General features: G+C 31.2%; 20 protein-coding genes. 6 read left to right on the plus strand and 14 right to left on the minus strand.

From position 1 onward, the window contains the following. The first annotated feature begins 265 nt into the window (after positions 1-265). From ACE193_RS09035 to ACE193_RS09045, 3 genes are all read left to right on the plus strand, one after another. Positions 266-1549 carry a CapA family protein gene (locus ACE193_RS09035; protein WP_375562663.1) on the plus strand — a complete coding sequence of 428 codons (1284 nt, stop codon included), beginning with the start codon at positions 266-268 and terminating at the stop codon, positions 1547-1549. Between the two features lie 380 nt (positions 1550-1929). Further along, positions 1930-3822 (plus strand): SpoIIE family protein phosphatase, encoded by a 1893-nt coding sequence (locus tag ACE193_RS09040; protein ID WP_375562664.1) that lies wholly within the window; start codon positions 1930-1932, stop codon positions 3820-3822. 1 nt (position 3823) lies between these two features. Then, complete coding sequence (locus ACE193_RS09045; RefSeq protein WP_375562665.1) at positions 3824-4006, plus strand: four helix bundle protein; 183 nt, start codon at positions 3824-3826, stop codon at positions 4004-4006. Between the two features lie 45 nt (positions 4007-4051). On the opposite strand, the gene ACE193_RS09050 is transcribed toward ACE193_RS09045, so the two are convergent. Continuing rightward, positions 4052-5593: a sensor histidine kinase gene (locus tag ACE193_RS09050; RefSeq protein WP_375562666.1), complete on the minus strand. Its 1542-nt coding sequence runs from the start codon at positions 5591-5593 to the stop codon at positions 4052-4054. Positions 5594-5994: 401 nt separating this feature from the next. Here ACE193_RS09050 and ACE193_RS09055 point away from each other — a divergent pair, with 401 nt between their 5' ends. Then, positions 5995-6354 (plus strand): hypothetical protein, encoded by a 360-nt coding sequence (locus tag ACE193_RS09055; protein WP_375562667.1) that lies wholly within the window; start codon positions 5995-5997, stop codon positions 6352-6354. A gap of 25 nt (positions 6355-6379) precedes the next feature. On the opposite strand, the gene murB is transcribed toward ACE193_RS09055, so the two are convergent. The 11 genes from murB to ACE193_RS09110 all read right to left on the minus strand — a co-directional run bounded on the left by murB (position 6380) and on the right by ACE193_RS09110 (position 16709). Beyond that, positions 6380-7420, minus strand: a complete 1041-nt coding sequence (murB, locus tag ACE193_RS09060; protein WP_375562668.1) for a UDP-N-acetylmuramate dehydrogenase — start codon at positions 7418-7420, stop codon at positions 6380-6382. A gap of 85 nt (positions 7421-7505) precedes the next feature. Next, a complete protein-coding gene (locus tag ACE193_RS09065; RefSeq protein ID WP_375562669.1) occupies positions 7506-7646 on the minus strand; it encodes a hypothetical protein in 141 nt (46 codons plus the stop codon). 61 nt (positions 7647-7707) lie between these two features. Next, positions 7708-8226, minus strand: a complete 519-nt coding sequence (locus ACE193_RS09070; RefSeq protein WP_375562670.1) for an SMI1/KNR4 family protein — start codon at positions 8224-8226, stop codon at positions 7708-7710. A gap of 44 nt (positions 8227-8270) precedes the next feature. Continuing rightward, positions 8271-8996, minus strand: a complete 726-nt coding sequence (locus ACE193_RS09075; RefSeq protein ID WP_375562671.1) for a hypothetical protein — start codon at positions 8994-8996, stop codon at positions 8271-8273. Between the two features lie 82 nt (positions 8997-9078). Continuing rightward, positions 9079-10353, minus strand: a complete 1275-nt coding sequence (locus tag ACE193_RS09080; RefSeq protein ID WP_375562672.1) for an RsmB/NOP family class I SAM-dependent RNA methyltransferase — start codon at positions 10351-10353, stop codon at positions 9079-9081. Between the two features lie 790 nt (positions 10354-11143). Beyond that, positions 11144-11518 (minus strand): hypothetical protein, encoded by a 375-nt coding sequence (locus tag ACE193_RS09085; protein WP_375562673.1) that lies wholly within the window; start codon positions 11516-11518, stop codon positions 11144-11146. A 251-nt stretch (positions 11519-11769) separates the two neighbouring features. Continuing rightward, positions 11770-12207: a hypothetical protein gene (locus tag ACE193_RS09090; RefSeq protein ID WP_375562674.1), complete on the minus strand. Its 438-nt coding sequence runs from the start codon at positions 12205-12207 to the stop codon at positions 11770-11772. 142 nt (positions 12208-12349) lie between these two features. Continuing rightward, the gene (locus ACE193_RS09095; protein WP_375563340.1) at positions 12350-13246 is read right to left on the minus strand and encodes an IS3 family transposase; all 897 of its coding nucleotides are present in this window, start codon (positions 13244-13246) and stop codon (positions 12350-12352) included. Then, on the minus strand, positions 13246-13629 hold the full coding sequence (locus ACE193_RS09100) for a helix-turn-helix domain-containing protein (protein WP_375559769.1): 384 nt from the start codon (positions 13627-13629) through the stop codon (positions 13246-13248). Before ACE193_RS09100 ends, ACE193_RS09095 begins: the two co-directional genes overlap by 1 nt. A gap of 324 nt (positions 13630-13953) precedes the next feature. Next, complete coding sequence (locus ACE193_RS09105; protein ID WP_375562675.1) at positions 13954-15699, minus strand: CocE/NonD family hydrolase; 1746 nt, start codon at positions 15697-15699, stop codon at positions 13954-13956. A 389-nt stretch (positions 15700-16088) separates the two neighbouring features. Then, positions 16089-16709, minus strand: a complete 621-nt coding sequence (locus tag ACE193_RS09110; RefSeq protein ID WP_375562676.1) for a hypothetical protein — start codon at positions 16707-16709, stop codon at positions 16089-16091. Positions 16710-17173: 464 nt separating this feature from the next. Here ACE193_RS09110 and ACE193_RS09115 point away from each other — a divergent pair, with 464 nt between their 5' ends. Together ACE193_RS09115 and ACE193_RS09120 are read left to right on the plus strand one after the other, a co-directional pair. Beyond that, positions 17174-17398 (plus strand): hypothetical protein, encoded by a 225-nt coding sequence (locus ACE193_RS09115; protein WP_375562677.1) that lies wholly within the window; start codon positions 17174-17176, stop codon positions 17396-17398. Further along, a complete protein-coding gene (locus ACE193_RS09120; protein ID WP_375562678.1) occupies positions 17392-17778 on the plus strand; it encodes a type II toxin-antitoxin system VapC family toxin in 387 nt (128 codons plus the stop codon). Before ACE193_RS09115 ends, ACE193_RS09120 begins: the two co-directional genes overlap by 7 nt. Positions 17779-18058: 280 nt before the next feature. Here the strand turns inward: ACE193_RS09120 and ACE193_RS09125 are convergent, their stop codons facing one another. Both ACE193_RS09125 and ACE193_RS09130 read right to left on the minus strand, forming a co-directional pair. Beyond that, positions 18059-19339: a transposase gene (locus tag ACE193_RS09125; protein WP_375562679.1), complete on the minus strand. Its 1281-nt coding sequence runs from the start codon at positions 19337-19339 to the stop codon at positions 18059-18061. 125 nt (positions 19340-19464) lie between these two features. Next, entirely contained in the window at positions 19465-19872 is a 408-nt protein-coding gene (locus ACE193_RS09130) for a hypothetical protein (protein WP_375562680.1), read from the minus strand. Positions 19873-20144: the final 272 nt, after the last annotated feature.

Genomic DNA, 20144 nt, shown 5'->3' on the forward strand with positions numbered 1-20144 from the left:
CATAACGAAACCCATGATTTTAATCGTGGGGAAAACTTATAAAACAAGAGTAAAACAGGCTTCTTGCTATCCCATAACTTTAGTTATGGGTTTCGCTTTAGAAGTAAAATTCACTACAACTTATAATTAAATATGCTCAATTACTTAAAATAGAGTTTGTAAACTCTATTTTAGCGAAAAACAAAGACCGTATCAGTGTTCTATGCCTCACAAAATACAAATAAATTAGTAATTTTGTTTTTACTTTTTAATAAAACAGAAACCAATGAAACACCTCTATATATACATTTTAGCAGTTATCATCTTATCAAATTTCTCATCGTGTTCTCCTGCACATGAAGTATCAGCAAGTACAGACGATTCTTTGAAAGTCATTGCCAACTTTGAACCTATCAAAGATTTTACAGAAAAACCAGATACTAACAAAATTACCTTTGCTTTTACTGGCGACTTAATGTGTCATGGTTCACAGTACAAAGCCGTTTTTGAAGGAAATGACACGTATAATTTTATTCCAGTTTTTGAAGGAGTAAAGCCATTTTTATCGGCTGCTGATGTGATGGTCGGTAATTTGGAAACTGTTTTGGCAGGAGAAGGAAAAAACTATAAATCTTATCCACAATTCAACACACCAAACGCTTATGCCGATGCACTCAAAGATGCAGGTTTTGATATTATCGTAACGGTAAATAACCATACTTACGACCAAGGAAAAGATGGTGTTTTGCGTACTCTAGATGAATTGGATAAGAGAAATTTTGAGGGTGTTTTGGGTTCGTATCGTTCACAGAAAGCGCAAGACGAAATAAAAGTATTTGAAAAAAATGATATTAAGTACAGTATCTTGGCTTATACACAGTTTTCGAATATTACACTTCGTGAGTCTGAAAGTCATCTTTTTCAACTTATTGATACTGCAAAAGTAGGGCAAGACATTCAGAAAGCAAGAAAACAAGGTGCAGAAATTGTTTTGATTCATTACCATTGGGGAGCAGAATATTTACCAGAACCAAATTCTTATCAAAAAATGATTACTGACAAAACCATCGAACTCGGTGCAGATGTAATCATTGGAGGACACCCACACGTTTTACAACCTTTGAAAAAGTATAAATCACAAGCAAATGCAACTTTAGATAGTGGAATTGTGGCTTATTCGATGGGAAATTTCTATTCAGGACAAAGAAAACGTTATCGTCATAATGGAGCGATTGTTTGGCTGGAGATGGAAAAAGTAACAGAAAAAGACCCAAAAACGAAGGAGGAAGTATCAAAAATTGTCTTGAAAAATGTTGCTCATTTGCCTACGTGGGTCTATTATGGAAAAGTTCGTGATGCTTCTAAAAATGAATATCGTATTTATCCTGCTCAAAATGATTCCATCCCTTTTTCGCCATTTTTGTCGTTAGATACACTTGATTTTATTTCAAAAAGTGGTAGAGTTTACCTCAATCAAAGTAGAAAAGACAGTGATAATGCGCTACGAATGTATAATGTAGATAGCAAACATTTATTTTTGGATAAAGATGGAAAGGCTATTTTAAAGTAATTCATAGATTCAGTTATAAACAAACTCCTCACTCTACTTTTTAATTAGAATGAGGAGTTTTTTTGTGATTGGAAGTCTTGTTTTCTACTAAAAACAAGCTCTGTTTCAGCTTGTAACAATTTATTTACAAAACTTTAAATCAAGAATAACAGAGTTCATTTTCAACCTAAAAAGTAATATTAATTCTTTTAATAATTATATTCAAAGTTATAGTAGCTGCTTAAATTTTCTTTCTGTTTATTGAAATTTATAAAACTGTAATTATTTAGCAATCCTTTTTTTGTGTTTTTTGAGTGTGTTCCTAGTAATTTTGTAGTCAAGAAATAAAGCCTAATAAGGGAACAATTACCAGCTTACATTACGATTATAATTTTAAGGAAATGAATCAAAATTTTACCAACTCTCATCTAGCAACTAAAAAATTTAGAGGCATAAAAAACAAGCTACAACTCTATTTTAGCATTTATTTGCTTCTAACAGCACTTATTATTGGTGCTATTTTTATGTTTTATGAAAAACGAGAACGCATAGAAAATATTACCGACCTACTTACTCAACTTCATATTGATATTCAGACACTTAGTGGAATAGAAAAAGATTTTTTTACGTATGAAACGATTAATACAGCATTTTTTGAAACAGGAAAAAGTGAATACTTAGATAGTCGTACCAAAAAATTATATGATATTCAACGCAATCTGACTGCTTTAAAAAATAGAGAAGAATTACGTAATGAAGATATTGATAAAAAATTGTTCAAACTCAAGCAAGCAGTTGGAGAATATGAAGTGCTTTTTGAGCGATTAGTGCAACTTACAAAACGAAAAGGACATAAAGATTACGGAAAAGTAGGACAGATGCGTAAGTTTATTCATGAAATAGAAAACTCCAATTTGCCTTTCAGAAGAGAAAAACTATTGATGATTAGAAGGCATGAAAAAGATTTTATGATTCGTAAAGAAGAAGATTATATCAACAAACTTTCGCTCGCTGTTCAAGATTTACGAGCAGAAATTAGAGAAACCATAAAAGACAAAGAACGTCAAACAAACATGCTAGATTTACTTCGAAAGTATCAATATGCTTTTTTGGATATGGTAGATTATGAAAAACAAATTGGATTAAATATTCACGAAGGAATGCGCCATCAAACACAGCAAAAAGCCTATCAAATTGCTGATATTATTGCAGAAATAAATAAAGAAGGCGAACACCAAGCACAAGAAATTACTTACAGAATAAAATATACACTTGGGGCAGTTATTCTTTTGTGTTTTATTTTGGGAATGGTGGTAAGTTATCTGATAAGTAAAAAATTGAGTTTGCCTGTTCGGCAGCTTTCAAAGTCTATTCATAAAGTTATCAAAAATGATTTTTCAGAAGATTTTAAAATAAATCCAATTATCACAAACGATGAAATAGGATGGCTGTCAAAAGATTTTGGTTTGATGTTGGACAAAATACAAAGCAGTTTGCACGAAACCCAAGAAAAAACACAAGAAATTGAGCGTTCACAGATGCAGATAATGGATTCTATTCGATATGCTCGTCAGATTCAAGATGCTGTTTTGCCTACTGAATCCGAACTTAATGAATATTTTATAGATAGTTTTGCTATTTACAAACCTCAAAAAGTAGTTTCAGGAGATTTTTATTGGGTCTATCGTAAGAAGCGCAAAACATTTGTTGCTGTGGTGGATTGCACTGGACATGGCGTACCAGGAGCATTTATGTCGATGATTGGACAGACATTATTAAATAAAATTATCGGACAAAGTAAAATCTACGACCCTGCTATGATTTTAGAAGTCTTGCATTTGGAAATTCAGCACGCCTTAAAGCAAAATGAAGGTAAAAATGATGATGGAATGGAAGTCGCTATTTGTGCCATTGAAAATACGGACTTAGGAAAACAAGTAACGTTTGCAGGAGCGCATCGCCCACTTTATTATGTACAAGGAGGGCAATTTTTGAAAGCAAAAGGAAATAACAGAAGTATAGGTGGAAAACAAAAGCAAGAAAATCAACAGTTTATAACACACACTATTCATTTGCAAGCAGGTGATATGCTTTACCTTACAACAGATGGATTTGCAGACCAAAATAATTCAAATAGAATAAAATATGGAACGCAAAGACTAACACAATTTTTAGAGCAAATAAAAGATTATCCATTTGCCACCCAAAAACTAGAACTCACAAAAGAATTTGAAACCTTTAAGAATGACGAACCTCAACGAGATGATATGACGATTTTAGGTTTGAGAGTGTAAATTGGGAATTAGGATAGTATCTATTGCTAGAGGTTCTTTAGGAGAATTAGAAACACAAATTATTCTTTCTCATGAATTAGACTATGTAGATAAAAATACACAAGATAATTTATTACTAAAAGTAGAAAAAATAGGCAGACTAATAGGAGGACTTATGAAATCATTGAAAGCGAAAACTTCCTAATTCCCATGTCCTATTTCCCAATTCCCACTCTCTAATTCCCATGTCCTAAACAGGTTGTTTAAAAGGCAATTTGATTGTAAAAACAGAACCTTTTCCAATTTCACTTTCTACGCTAATTGTTCCGTGATGTGCTTCTACCATAGATTTGACATAACTAAGCCCTAATCCAAATCCTTTTACATTGTGGACATTTCCAGTCGGTACTCGGTAAAATTTATCAAAAATTTTGTTAACTACTTTCTTCGGAATTCCTTGTCCTTCATCAATAAATTTTATTTCAATTCCGTTTGAAGTATTTTGTGTTTGTACTTCTATACGTGGCGTATTGGGCGAATATTTATTTGCATTGTCTATCAAGTTTGAAATAATGCTTGTAATATGTACTTGGTCGCCTTCCACAAGTGTTTGAGTTGCTTTCAAATCTGTAAAAATTTGTCCACCTCGGTTTTCTACCTGTACGGCACTGTTACGGATTACTTTTTCTATAATCTTATGAATATCTAGTGATTTTATATTGAGTTTGAAGTCTTTTCTATCAAGTTTTGCAGCCTGTAATACTTTTTCTACCTGCGAACTCAGTCGTTTGCTTTCATCTGCAATTACTCCTAGATAGCGATTTGTTTTTTCTGGGTTTTGTTGAATGCTAGGGTCTTGCAAAATTTCACGAGTAAGTGAAATAGTAGCAATCGGTGTTTTGAACTCATGTGTCATATTATTTATAAAATCATTTGTTACTTCTGATACTTTTTTCTGACGAATAATTGTATAAATCGCAGCAGCAAAACAAAGAATTATGACACCAATAAAAATAATAGAAGAAGATAATATCATCGCCATCTTTCCTAATAAATACTTAGATTCAGTAGGAAAATAGATACACAACAAATTGTCTGGATTTTGCATATCATTTGGAAAAAGTTTGGTACAATAATTCGTTTCTACCAAACACTCACTATTGGTTGAAGGAGAAGCAAAAAACCACTGTTTTTGAGAGTGATTAAAAACTGCAAAATCATAATCTAGTGTAATTCCTTTATTTTGCATTTCTTCACGCAAAATAGAATCAATGACAGGACGACTGGTACGTTGCCCAATGGGCTTTTCTTGATTTTGAAAAAATAACTTTTCAGCAATAATAGATACAATTTGAGATTTATTTATTCTTCGGCGTTTGTTTTCTTCCCACGCAATTTTTGGGTCACGAATATCATATTTTGCCATCGGTTGAAGGATAAGCTCAGTACTTTGGCTACTTGAAGTTAGTCCATTTTTCACTTGAAATTGAAGTTCATAAGTGAGTGAGGAACTTGTATTTTGCGCTCTTGTAATAGAATCTAATGTAGAGATAAGCTGCCCACTCATTTGGTCAGCATTACTCTTCAAAACATAAATCGCCTCATGTTTTTCCAAACGAGCAGCTACTTTTTCTAATACTTGATGTATATTTTGCTTGAAGCGAGATTTATTGAGTGTTACAGTGGTAGTTATCCAATAAAACTGTAATCCTATCAGTCCTAACATTGCCAAACTCATCAGAGCAATAATATAGCGTACTTGTTTTGCGCCTACTAATCCTTCTATTTTCATATTTTTATATCTTTTATAAGTATTCCCTCTTCGCTATTGTATTTCAACTGTATGCGTATTTTTTTTTGTTCTACTTATAATTTGTAGGAGAGGTAAATGTATTTCCAAATAAGTTTTTTTGAGAGTTAAATTTTTTCTAAATGATGTATAATGACACTTTAGCCATTGTTTCTGATATGAATTTATACAAAATAAAGCAATCCTTATTCTTTTAAAATGCACTTAACAAACTTTAACCCACTTACATTGAGGACTTTAAGAGTATTTACGAAAAGAGTAGTAAAAATTAGAAATTTTTGGGTTTAATTTCAAAGACTTCTATTAATTTTGTAATGTTAGGTTTAGCTGGAAAACTAGAAAATTAAGTTTTAGAAAATTTGTATACAATACTCTTTATTTTAATGGAAACACCTGAAACAAACAATACAAAATCTGACGATAGGAAAATAGTAAAAGAAAAGCTCTTGAAAGATGCTCTAACGTTGAAAGGATATAACCGTTCTTACACAGATATTATTTTGCATCTAAAAGCTGAAACGGAGGATAAAGAATTGATACGTGAAATAGTAGCACACCTTGAAGAGTTAGATAAAAATAAGAAAAAAGGTCATTTTTTGAGTGCAAACTTAGTGATTGGACTTCTATGTATTTTAGCAGGAATAGGACTTTCTGTTTTTCTTTGGGATATAGGCTATGTTTCTACAATAAGTATTATTTTGATTGGAGTTGGAATCTTAACTATTGGAGGAAAATTTATGTAAAAATTAATGGCTAAAAAGACATTTTTTATCCCACAATATTAATTTCAGCTTCGATAGCAATTCCAAATTTATCAAAAACTGATTTTTGAATTTCTTTAGCTAGATTCCAAATTTCTTCTCCTTTTGCATTGCCATAATTTACCAAAACGAGAGCTTGATTTTTGTGTGCGCCTGTATTTCCGACTACTTTTCCTTTCCAACCACATCTTTCGATAAGCCAACCAGCAGGAACTTTTGTTATTTCATCAGAAACAGGATAACCTACAATGCTAGGAAACTCTTCTTTTAATTTTTCAAACTGACTACTTGGAATTTCAGGATTTTTGAAAAAACTTCCTCCATTTCCAATTTCTTTTGGGTTTGGTAATTTTGATTCTCTAATAGAAATAATTGCTTTACTGATTTGCTCAATAGTAGGAATTTGATTGGCTTCTAAATTTAGTTCTTTTAAAGAATCTTGAATTGCTCCATAAGAGGTATTTAGAATATGATTTTTTTTAGTTAATCTAAATTCTACACCAAGAATGATATATTTGTCTTTTGCTTGATGCTTAAAAATACTACTACGATAACCAAACTGACATTCAGCATTCGAAATCCAAAATTGCTGTTTTGTTATTCTATCAATTACTTTTACTCGCTCTACCACATTACGAATTTCTACTCCATACGCTCCAATATTTTGCATCGGTGCAGCTCCTACCGTTCCAGGAATGAGAGATAAATTTTCTATTCCTCCATACTTATTTTTCAAACAAAAAAGCACGAATTGATGCCAGTTTTCGCCAGCACCCACATAAAGAGTTATATCATCTTCGTTTTCATTTACTTTATCTATTCCTGCAATAGAATTTTTGATTACCAATCCATCAAAATCATTCAAAAAAAGAACATTACTTCCTCCTCCCAAAATAAAAATAGAAGAAAAATTTTCTTGTTCTACTATCTTTAAAATGGCTACTAATTCATCAACTGTTTTTACTTCTACAAAATTTTTGGCTGTGCAATCTATGCCGAACGTATTATATGATTTTAGAGATATGTTTTGTAGGATTTGAGGTTTCATTTTCAAGAGTATTGTGTAAAAATTCAAAAATTTAGCTTAAATAAAAGTGTATAGTTTTAAAATCCAACTAACAACTTTTTTTATTTTATTTATATTGTGTCATTTTATCCATTATTTCTAATTCAAAAGTCTTTTGAAATCTTAATCCATCTAGTAATTTTGTATTAATTACTTTGCTTTCTATTCGGCTATTCCACCAATCTTCTACAAAACTAGGAGCATACAAATGTATTTATTTCATTATTCCCAAATACAATCATTTTTGGATATTCCTTTAGATATTCTTCTTAAGTATCAAAAGTACTTTCATGTACTAATCCTTTTATGAATGTTTCAAAATTTTCAGCTAAAAATGTGATTCTATAATCTGATTCTTGGTCGACATGAACAACTTGAGGTTCTCCTTGCTTACCGTTTTTGCGATAATCAAGCATTATCATATCGTGTCCAGCAGAAGGACAATCACAAATACAAACTCCTATATTCGGATACTCCCACTCATCAATCATAAACTGGCTACCCAAATCACCACAAAGTGAATATGTTTTTTGCCTTCCAATTCCTAAAATACCTGTGATGGCAACATGATTATCTGCCCACGATGTTGCTTTATTTGTAGGAAAACAAGTGTTTTTAGGAGTTCCTCCATTTTGAATTTTCATCATTTCGATATAGAATTTTGGCAGCTTATAACCTAATTCTTTTTCAATAGAATCTACTAATTCATTAGATGGGAACACACACACATATTCTTTTAGTGTGTAATCACTATTTTCCCAAAACTCTTCGAAGTTGATTTCTTTCATTATTTTTTAATTAAATTTTCTCCAAAATAGCCATATAAAATCCATTACTTTTTCTCAGCATCAAGACTTAGATAAATTATTTTATGTGTTGAAGTATCCATTGAAAAGGTTATATGCGTAATTTTATCGTAGTCTTTTCGTTTTGCTCCCATAATAACTCTTAGTTGATACTTTGTCCCATCTTTGAAGTAAAATGAGCTTGGTAAAGAAGTCTCTATCTTACCCAAATTAGTCTCACTCAGTTCAAACATTTCTTCAACAACGCTTTTTGTATCTTTCGTCTGAAAATCATGGTAAGAAAAATCCACAGAATCTTTAACTACCGTTTGCATAAATTTACTTGCATTCTCTAAACATAAACTTGCAGCTTTCAATTCTTGAAGAGTGTACTGCCTTTTGTATTTTTTACCTGTGTGGCTCAAAATCGACACTCCAAACTTAGTAAATGAAGAGTTATCTCCTATTGACTGATATAGTAAAAGACTACCCAAACTAGCTACTCTTTTAGCATACATCTCAAAACTCTCATCCAAGATTTTCAAATCATAGACTTTCATTGTCAATATATACTCCTCATTATCTCCTGCAAGAGGCTTAAATGCTTTTACATTCCACTTATAGGAACAAGGTACTTGATGAGAGTCAAGAAACTGCGAAAATACTACACTCGCAGCTTTTACATCATCTGAGGTCTTTTCAATATTAGGTTTACAACTATATAAAACTATTAGACAGATAGTGATTGATAGAATATGAAACTTCTTTTTCATCTTATGAAATTGGTAATTTGAAAATATAATTAGATATATAATTACGTGGTAAAATCTAATAAGGTTATGTCATAAAAACAAGTTATTTTTTATCCAAAATAGCCATATAAAATCCATCAAAACCAGTCTGATGAGAAAGTATTTTTTTATCTTCAATAAATTTAAAATCCTTTCCTGCTTCACTATTCAAGAATATTTCAACTTGATTTTGGTTTTCAGAAGGCAGAATAGAGCAAGTTGCATAAACTAACTTTCCACCTTTTTTAGTCATTTTAGAATACTCTTGCAGGATATTTTGTTGTGTTTGTTTTATTTCTTCCAAAAAATCAAGGTTAAGTTTCCATTTTGCATCAGGGTTTCTACTCAAAACCCCCAACCCACTACAAGGCGCATCTATCAAAACTCTATCAGCTGAATTATAGAATGGTTTAAATTGATTATAATCAATATTTTTGCCTTCTCTTTTTATAGAATATGTTTTAATATTGTGAACATCAGCACGGTTGGCTCTTTTTCTCAATTCTATCAGCTTATTTTCATAAATATCCATTGCTGTTATTTGTCCTTTATTTTTTAAAAGAGAAGCAATATGAAGTGACTTTCCTCCTGCACCTGCACAGGTATCAATGATTTGTAAAGACTTGTTTTTATCACTATCCACATCTAAAAAATAAGCAATAAGCTGTGAAGAAGCATCTTGAATCTCAAAAAAACCATCTTTGTATAAGGCATTTCTGACAATACTTTTTCTTTCTAAAAGCTGAATTGCTTCTGGATAAGTTGCCGTTTTTTGAGTAATTTTTTTGGTTTCAATGTTTTGTTCTGAAAGCTGTTTTTGGAGTTTTGCAACGCTTGTTTTCAGTGTATTGACACGCAAAACTACTGGAGCTTGATTATTGAGTGCAGCAATTTCTTTTGTCCAAATATCATTTCCTAATTCTTTTTCTCCCAAATTATCCAACCAATCGGGAATGGATTCTTTATATTTTCGGATTTCAGATAGTTTGTTATACTCTTCTTTTATCGTTTCTTTATCATAATTTATTTCTTCAAATTCGTTCCAAGTTGGAAGTTCTATTTCCTTCAAAACTGCCCAAATAGAAAATAATTGAAATAAATTTTGAGTAGAATAATTTTCACTTTGATAGGCTTCTTCTATTCCTGCTAGTTTTGCATACAACCTTTTCCAGCGTACAATTTCATAAATCGTTTCTGCTACAAAACTTCTATCTCTTGCCCCCCAACGTTTGTCTTGTTTTAAGGTAATGGCAACAATTTTATCAGCCTGTTTTTTTTGATTGAAAATTTGGGAAAGAGAATCAATGACAGCCAAAACTAAATTACGATGTAAACGCATAGAATTTTTATTTTTTTTATAAAAAACCTTCAACAAGAAATAAAGCTATTATTGAGGATTAATTATAAAATTACGCTAGATTATAGGAAAAGGCAAGTCTTTTTCTCATCTATTTTCAAATCTCATCTACTTTCAAGACGACTTTTGTAAAAACACTCTTGCAACTTTCTGAATTTGGTATAATTATTTTCCTTATTTCTTTTCTATTCTTGGATTCAACTCATAAACACAAAAAAAACTCCCCACTCCTTTTTTTGATTGGAATGAGGAATTACAAAGCGTGATGCTTAAATACATTGGTAGGTCTTAATGGGACACTATGAACAGATGAGATTTACTTCTTATTAAACAGTTATATTAAGATGTAAATTGTTATATGTAAACTCTATATATATTAGCACTTTGACAAAGTACTCCTGGAGGGCAGCCACAATTCTGTAATGCCTGTGTAAAACTGAAAGAACATGGGATACCAGGTCCACAACACCAAACATAGTCTTGACCACCTATAATGGTGTTAGCTTTCTTTACAGAGATAGCATGTTTTCCAAATTTCTTTTTTAAATTTTTCATTTGTAGGTTTAATAAATGGAGTAATGTTTCTTAACAAGTCACAAATTACGTAATAAAATAACAAAAAAACAAATAATTACAGACTATTGACAATAGTTTTAAACACAAAAAACACCCTTACTCCTTTTTTTGATGGGAATAAGGAAGTTTTTTTAGTGCAAGATTCCATCTTGTACTTGTTCTTTAATCAGCATATACTAACAAAATACATAAGGTTTTAATCCCAAATAGAATTACCTTTTCTTTCATTCCATATTGTACCATCATTAACTTCCTTTATAGAAGAAGCGTTTATTATTTCAAAAACAATATTCTCACTAATTATTATTTTGGAATCATCAACTGTATAATCAACAGAATACATAATATCTGTAAGCATAATGAAAGCCTTTTTTTCATCAACAAACCTTATTTCTTGATGGCAATTTATGAAAAAATCTGGATCAGGTTGTGCATCCAAACATTCTTGTTCTGTTTCAAACCAAAGATGATCAAAAGTTTTTCCGATAAGTTCATTTTTTTTGACACTATCGTCATCTGAACAACTAAAAAGAAAAGTGCCAATAATTAAAAACAATAAATACTTTTTCATGATTTTTTGATGTATGATTTTACTGTGAATATTTTGAATTTAAGTACACATTAATATAAACGCAGGTTTGAAGCTCTGTGCTGCACTTAGATTAAAAAAACTCCTCACTCCTTTTTTTGATTGGAATGAGGAAGGTTTGATTTTATAAATACTGGAAAACACAAGTCTAAGACTTGATAAAGGATAGGAGGATTTGCAAACTGATAAGTCATCGTCTAATTTTATTATTTATACGATGGTTGATAGTTATTTTAATTTTGAATTTTTATAAGAAGTTCTTCTAATGACTTAGAACGTATATAATAATGTTGCTTTAAAATATTAATAGAGCTATCTGCACGGAATAATAAGTCTTTATTTGGAGAATCTTCATAGTTTAGTGCAATTTCTTTTTTGAAGTTTGTTTTAGTGTGTAAAACTTCTATTGGTATATGCTCCAAGTTTAGAAGTTCTCTTGTTTGATTTTCCAAATCGAAATTTCTTTTAGACATGTGTGTAAGCATCTCAACATCATTAGTTAGTTCAATGAGTTTTTCTTTTAGTTCTTCAAGTTCTCTTTTCTCAGCAGATTTTATCTTCCAATTTCCTCCTATTTCATTGTTTAGATGCTCTGATAAACTATTATCTTGAATCTCAGACGAGCAGGAAGTTAATAATAAAGTTATCAATACTAAAAAGTTGAATCTCATCATATTTGCTATTTTTTATATAAAAAAACATAACGTTTTTTCTATCCAGTTTTGGATGAAAAGCATATTAAGAACAGAAAAGTTTAGTCAAATGTCTAGTCCTGAAATAGTGTTACAGGTTTTTAGATAAATTAAATATAGATCAGGCAGTCTTTAGATTGTCTGATTTTTCTTTTTTATACGTTCTTATTCGAATGTTTTCCTCTTGATGTGTTTGTTGTGGTGTTTGCATGTAGAGCGACCAATGAGGTCTTTCTGTATTATAAATTTCCACACTTTGTTTTACCACTTTTTGTAAAAACTTCAAATAAGTTATTTGTGAGTCCAATAAAAACTCTTGTTTTAAAATTCCATTCACACGTTCTGCAACAGCATTTTCGTATGGGTCATAGCATTCTGTCATACTACAACGAACACGGTTTTTAATTAAAATAGTTTGATATTCATCACTACAATATTGAACCCCTCTATCTGAATGATGAATTAGTTCTCGTAAAGGATAGTTTCTGTTTTTCAATGCCATTTTCAAAGCATTTGAACAACCAACTGTTTCTAAACTATTAGAAACATCATAACCCACTATTTTTTTTGAATACGCATCTGTAACCAATGCTAAATACATCGGATTCTCCCTTGTTCCAACATAAGTAATATCACTTACCCAAACTTGCTCTGCTCGTTCAATTTTCAAATTTGCTATCAAATTTCTATGCTTTTTGAAACGATGAAGTGAGTTTGTAGTAACATGATACCTCCGTTTAGGTAAAATAAGAAGATGGTTAGCTTTTAAAATAAAAAATAGTTTATCTCGTCCCACTTTCAAGGCTTTCAAAGGAGCTTCTAAAATATGATAGAGTTTACGAGTACCAACTCTTGGCATTTGCGCTCTAACCTTTTTTACTAAATCAACTACTTTTTGAGCCAACTCTTTACATTTTTTCGTTCGCAATAAAGAGTAATAATACACCCGTCTAGTTATCCCAAGCAATTTACAGGTTTTACTTATACTTGTTGCATGCTGTTCACTAAATGAACTAATTACTTGGGTTTGGAGTTTTTTCGTATCTGAATTTTATATTCCTTTTCTGCTAAATCAATCATCATATCAAACAAAATAGCCTTTTTATCTAAAGTAGATAGCTCTTCTTGTAAAGTAGCATTTTGCTTTTTTAGATGACGAATTTCCTGTTCTTGTTCTATTAAACGTTGTTCTGCTGTTTTCATAGGACGAATTACTTTATAAGAATGATCAAAATTACCATATTTATCAAGCCAATTCACAACTGTTTTTCGGCTCTGAATACCATAATTCCGTTGGGCTTGAGTGACTGTAAAAAGACCTTGTTCAATTTCCTTAACTACTTGAAGTTTGAATTGCATGGTGTAGTCTTTCTGTGTACGTTTAACATATTTACGTTCCATAATAAAATTAGTTGTGTAACACTATATTAGGACGACACAAAATAAAAAAATAACCATCAACTACAAAAAACTCCTCACTCCTTTTTTTTGATGGGAATGGGGAAGGTTTGATTTTATAAATACTGGAAAACACAAGTCTAAGACTTGATAAATGATAGGTTGTAATCTTCAATATAACACTCAACTATCTTTTGTCAAAAACTAAACATACAGCTGAGAGGTTTCTAGTATAAGGTTTTATCTTGTACTTGTTCTTTGACTACACCGACTTTCGGTTCATCAGCATATGTTGGGTAGTAACCTTGCGCCAGAGTGGGGTTGTGTTCAGTTTTTTATGTTAGGAATTATAGGAAGTTGTAAAAATGAATCAAACTTTCCTCCTGTATGAATTACATGTTCTCCACCTGTATTTAGTGAATTATCTTTATACATTGGTAAATGTGGATAAATTTCGTAGGAGGCAAGAGTTAATTCTAGAGTTTCTCCTTCATAAAAATATACTGAAGTTGGAGGGAAGGGAATTTCCATGCATATGATTTCTCCTGAATTTATTTTTTTGTGTCCTTTAAAAAGGTGATAAGGGATAATATCAGTTGATTTTTCTTTGTCTAACTCTCTAAAAGAAGCACGCATAAAAGCCCTCGTAATTACATCTTCTTTGTTTCCAACAGTTCCATAAAAGGGTACTCTCTTTCCAGTTTTATCATATTTATTTAATACGGTAAAGACATTAAAATCATTGGCATTTTTAGATTGTAACTCCATCCAAACTTTTAGCTTGGCATGTCCTGTGATTTCAGTATCTTCAGTAAAGGTTACTCTAAAGTTTTGAACACCTTTTTTTCCATCATAAGACAATTTCCCCTCTGAGTGTTCTGGGCTAGATAGCAGCTTATTATTAGCTGTTAGGTAATATTTCAAGTATTGAGTTCGGCTAATTGGCCATTCGTTTTCTCCTCTTATTTCATGTATTTTATCACGACTAGACCTTACCTCTAACCTAATCGGTGAAGTTTCTGACCATCCATTATCTTTCTTGTCTTTGAGGTAGTAATCCATAAACCTTAAGGTAAGTTCTAGCACCTCTTGGCTGTAGTAGGCATCCCATTTTCCATTTCTATGGGTATACATCCACTTTTCTTTACTCTTTACATCTGTGAATGAACGGTATGAGCCATTGGTATGGAGATTAACATCCGAGAAAGAAACACATGTTAAAATTGGGATATCAATATTTTCACAAGGTGCTCTTTTCTCTTCCCAAAATTCATCATAGAAAGGGTGCTGGACTAAAAAGTCGGTGGGCTTACCTCCTTGACTATTAATAAAATCTTTTGAAGACCCTGTCAATGAATGTTTTATTTCCAAAGCCCACCAGAAGTTGGCAAAGCCTTCTTGAGGAATCCCTCCTGAATTAACTAAATCACGATAAATGTCAGTAATACCCTCCCATGGGGATATACACTTTAATGCTTTTGGTGTCTTATTTTCATAATCTTGACAAGCTGCTACATGATATTGCGAAATTGCAAGAAAACTCACACCGTTCAGTCCCACATTTCCATTACACCAATCTTGTTCGGCAACCCATTCAATAACTTCATAGAATACTTTAGATTGATTTCGATTAAGAACACTAGGCGTTCCTGTACTCCCTCCATATCCTGGCATATTCATATTTACGACAATATAGTCATTGGCAACCCAAAAATTTGGGTCAGGAGATTCCCAACTTGTAAGGGTTGAAAACTTAGGGATTCCCACTTGGGGGATTGTTCTATATTGTTTGGGGACACCTTTGAAAGGAGTTTTACCTAAAGCAGAAACTAAGTGGTTGTCATAGGGGTGAGCACACATAATTACAGGAAGTGCTCTTTTTTCAGCAAGTGCTTTCTTGGATTTGAATATATTTACTAGAATATTGGCATCATCTGAAACAGGAACATTAACATCCCAGTCAGCATGGATGTCATCAATTGGAGGGATTAATTCAGCTTTTCCTTTAAAAAGTTGACCACTTAGAATCGCATTCTTAAGAACAGGGAATATAGACTTTAATAGCTTATACATATCTTATTTTTTAGCAACAAACATAGCATGTTGAATGGATAAAGTACATAAGATACAAAAAAATAAGGTCTTTTGGGTATCGACTCAATTTTTACATTGGAGTGAAAAATTATTCTGACTAACGTAAAATGTAATTTGCTGATTTTTATTTTTTTATGAAAATTTTAAAAAATCCCAAAGCCGTTGTTGGTCATCGTAACGGCAAGCCGAAACTAAAGACAAGGGCAACGGCAGTAAGGAAATACTTGCAAATGGGGAACACCAACAAGAACGTAGAATGAGGAATTGCAAAGCGTGACGCTTAAATACATTTTTAGATTCTTAGTGGGACACTAAGAATAGGTGGGAAAATAAGGCTAGATATAAACTATGCAAATTATTAGTATTTGTTATTTATTACTATTCAATATTGTCAATATCTCAACTCCCATGTATGTGTAAAGATAAGCTGTATCAGAAATAGGTTTTGAAATGAATTGTTGAACATTATTTTCAAATATTGCCTTCTCTGTAATGACTATCCTTATTTTAAGATTAGTAATACACTTATGTTTAAACATTGAGTTGAACCTTACCGTTGTTTGGAATTTGCTTGATTCACTACTACTAGACTCACTACTACTATAAGCTGATATTTGAAATTGAGTGGACACAGAGTCAGTATTCAACTCTTTTCCGAGTTCTAAAATCTCGGTATCACAAAAATAAAGGTGCATCTGAACTGACTTATCTTCATTATAAAATACCCAATCTTGTATTCCATTAGAGGGGGTAGTGATATTTTCTTCAATTAAATATTCATGAATCCAATTGGTTATATTATCTGATTCTTTATGTAAAAGTTTATTATTTATGGATTTAATGAATTTTTTGACTTCAATTTCTACCAAATCTTTATTAAGGTTTTTGAATTCTAATATGCCATTGTTAGGAAAAAAACAATCTGAATAATAATCAAAGTTATCATCAACCTTGTGTTTTGATGAGCAAGAGAAAAAGGTTATACTCATTATAAAAACTATGTAAATACGTATTTTTTTCATTAGAATAAGGAAAATTTAAAAGAAAAATCAACTTCATAAATCTAAGATTTAAAACTAATAAATTGTAGTTACAAACTAGGCTTAATAGGGTACTTTTTATATTCTTAAATAACTTCATAGGCTATATAATCACTTCCTATAAAAATATAAAACTTGTTTAGGTTAGTTTTTGCCATCTAAATTTAGAAAATAATCATCAACTATACAAATAAACAAAAAACTCCTCACTCCTTTTTTGATGGGAATGAGGAAGGTTTGGTTTTATAAATATTTTGAAAGCGTGATGCTTAAATACATTTATAGGTTCTTAGTGGGAAACTACGAATAGGTGGGGAAAATAATGGAAATGAGTAAGTAGAGAAAACGATAACCATTCTTTTTGCGTTATATAAAAGTAAAACCAACTACTTATAAATTAAAATTCAAAAATTATGAATACCACATTAAAGAAGCAAATTATTTTAGATTTAGATATTTTAGAAAGATATGGAATGTTGCATTTAGTTTCTCAATTTGTGGAACTTATGAAGCATCAAAAACCTCCTTTTATCACTAATCCAATCCGACATTTTGCAGGAAGTATGCCTAAAGAAAATGCTGAGGAAATTGAAACAATTATCAATTCAGAATTTAATACAATAGAAGGAGAATGGTAAAGGAGAGAATAGTTTTAGATACAAATGTAGTTTCTGCCATACTCAAAGGAAATGCAGAAATTGTAAATAAATTAGAAAACTACACACCTTGTTTGCCTGTCATTGTTTGTGGCGAACTTTTATTTGGTGCAAATAATTCTTCTCGTGTTGCTCAAAACATTGAAATTATCACAAACTTTATAAATGCTACTGAAATTTTGGCTGTTACGTATGAAGTAGCAGAAAAATATGCTTTGGTTAGAAATCAACTCAAAAAAATAGGAAGACCAATTCCAGAAAATGATATTTGGATTGCTGCTACTTGTTTGACTTATCAATTACCTGTGGCTACGTTTGATAAACATTTTGGATATGTAGAAGGAATAAAATTGTTTTTGTAAAAAAAACAATTTGAATTAGAATAATCAAAAAAAATCCTTACTCCTTTTTTTGATGGGAATGAGGAATTTCTAGTGCAAGATTCTATCTTGTACTTGTTCTTTCGCAAGCATATGCTTGCTGAAATAATAGACACAAGGTAAGAACCTTGCGCCAGAGTGGGTATTTCCTTCTATTTGAGAAGACTTCCAACTCAAATCAATGGCTAATCTTTCAATTTCTCTCGAATACTCTTCTGCTGATAGTTCGCCGATGTTTTTTAGATATACTTGTTGCTGACAACTACGGACTTTCTCCTTTGATTTGTTTCATAAATTCATCAATTTGTTGTTGAGTAATATTTTCTTTTTCCATCCATTCTATAATTTCTTGATGATGAGCAAGCTTTTCAAGTCCTTTGAGAATGAAGAATATAGTAGTTTTTCCTTTTGATAAAGCTAGTTTACAAAGAAAATTTGTTAAAGGATGGTTTCTTAATTCCTCTTCCAATTCTTTAAAATATCCTACTAAAAAGAAAGCTAATGCTAACAAGTTAGCTATTACATTAAAATCTCGTACTTGGAAGGTTTCCCACCCCATATTTTGTTTGAGAAATCTAAAAACAACTTCTATTTTAAAACGCAAAATATAAGTTTTATATGCTTGACAGGCTTGTTCTGCATTTTTTATCTTTCTGTTAGTCAGCAAAAGCATAGGATGTTTAAACAAAGGCTTTCCTTTTGAAGATAAACTAATTCGTAAAACAGTATATGTTTTATCTCCAATAATTAAAGTTTCCCATTCCACTAACCCCTCTACGTTCCGATGTAGTTCCCCTTTAATATCCAACTTGTCAATAAAGAAATTACTCTCTTGAGTAAATTTTTTATCTATTATTTTTCTTCGTTTGACTTGCTTAGATACTTTACCCTTTGGCGTATAAACCACTTGACTTTCATTAGACAAACGGTTTAATTTTAAGCGAATGACAAACTCATCTCCCAAACTTTCTATGTGTTCAAACATAGTGGAATCATCAAATTCTCTATCCAAAACATGACAAATTGTTCTATCTTCTTTTTTTAGTAAACCACTTGTTTTGCTGATTTGAGTTTTTGCTAACTTTGAGTCATTGTAATAAGTGTCTTTACGTACTAAGTTTTGTTTTTCTATGCTAATGAGTTGACCTTTCTTATTCTTTAATTCTTTTGCTTTTCCATTCTCTTTTTCTATAAGTGCAACATCAGATTGAGATACATAATTCGGCTGAGAATTGCTATAAACAAAGCTGTCTAACAAGCGAACTTCTTGACTATCAGGGGTTATAGCTACACTATTAAAACTTGAATACCCAGAAATAACTGTTTTTTCTAAGGATAAAACTTTGCCTAAATCTTCCAAATCTGAGGAATGAGGTTTACGTATATCACAAGGGGCGTGTAATAAATAAATGTGTTGAGAAGAGCCTAAATCTGATTTAGTTTTTTCTGCTACACAATGAAGTAGAGTAGTTCTATCTAAAGTATTAACTTGTTTACCACTTAATAAACCTTTAAAGCTTTCATAGTCATTTCTAGTAGTCATTGTGTATATTTTTAAATGCCTAAAAAATATTAAATTTGTACATAAAGAAAGAATCTTTTTTTTACTCCTTGGTTACTGTAATAAGAAAGTAAATCTGAAATATAGGTACTAATAGACATAGCTTTTTAAACAAAAATAACACTTTTTTTATTAAGAGTAAACTTGTCCGTAGTTATCAGTTGTTGTAAGTCTTCTAACTTTAGCAACTCTGAATCAGTAAATAAATCCAACTCATACAAATCTTGCTTAATTAATTGACTATTAAACGTATCTACAATTTCTCTATCATCGATGTCTTGGGTAAAATACTCGTTTATATCTATTGAATGTAAAATTCCGTAAGAGTTTGATAAGGAATATTTTGTCCCTTTATTAGCCCCTGTTTTTACAACTAACTTTTTATCTACCAACTTATCTAATAAGCGAACTAAAGTACGACTACTTTTCTTATAACTCAATTTCTCATATATTTCACTAGATGAAAGTGAATCGGATTTGCTCAGAAGGTGTAAAATTTGGTCTGTGTCTTTCATAAGAATAGTTTATTGGACAAGCAATGCAGTAATAATTTGACAAAATACTACAAAGTTGTCAGATAAAACACATTTATTTGTCTAATAAATACGCTTTGTTATAAAATTTCTTTACATTTAAAAATTGAAAACCACGGCTGGAAGCCGAATACATAGCCCTAACTCGGCAGAGCCAAGCTAGAGCCTATTTTTTTATTTGTTTTTTAACAGCCGAGATGGAGCAGGGGAGTTTATTTAATGTAATTCGTTTCATTTTACCATTTTCTGCTCGC

Source organism: Bernardetia aquimarina, assembly GCF_042180575.1.
Lineage (GTDB): Bacteria > Bacteroidota > Bacteroidia > Cytophagales > Bernardetiaceae > Bernardetia.